The following is a 539-nucleotide window of genomic DNA, read 5'->3' as shown; positions in this document are numbered from 1 at the left end:
AAAAAAGAAGCTATTTTGCCTTTTGAAATAGGTGATACAGTAAAAGTATGGGTAAAAATTATAGAAGGAGATAGAGAAAGATTACAAGCATTTGAAGGTGTAGTTATCTCAATGCGCGGTAAAGGTATCAATAAAAGTTTTATAGTTAGAAAAATATCTTATGGTGTAGGTGTTGAGAGAATATTCTTAGTAAACTCTCCTAGAATTGACCATATTGATATTATAAGAAAAGCTAAAGTAAGAAGAGCTAAACTTTATTATTTAAGAGATAAAGTAGGTAAAAAAGCTCGCTTAGTAGAAAGACTTGGCGTAAAAATACCTAAACATTCTGATTTAATAAAATCTGAAGAACCTGCTAAAGAAGAATCAGCAGAAGAAACAACAACAACAGAAAATAATTAATAAATTTAAATAATTTTTATATTTTTAAGGAGAAATCTTTATGGGCTATAAAATTGTTGCCAAAGAACAATGGTCAGATAAGGTTTTTATGATGAAAGTTGTAGCTCCCGATATAGCTAAGCATCGTAAAGCAGGTA

At 29.1% G+C, this 539-nt stretch carries 1 protein-coding gene; it reads left to right on the top strand.

The window, feature by feature from the left end:
- The coding region (rplS, locus tag GQX97_RS14460; RefSeq protein WP_198391282.1) for a 50S ribosomal protein L19 at window positions 1–402 on the top strand (402 nt) is incomplete at its 5' end.
- Between the last annotated feature and the right edge of the window lie 137 nt (window positions 403–539).

Origin of the sequence: Brachyspira sp. SAP_772 (assembly GCF_009755885.1) — a bacterium.
Lineage (GTDB): Bacteria > Spirochaetota > Brachyspiria > Brachyspirales > Brachyspiraceae > Brachyspira.
The sequence above is the reverse complement of the archived record's forward strand: the minus strand, read 5'-3'. Positions and strand labels throughout refer to the sequence as shown.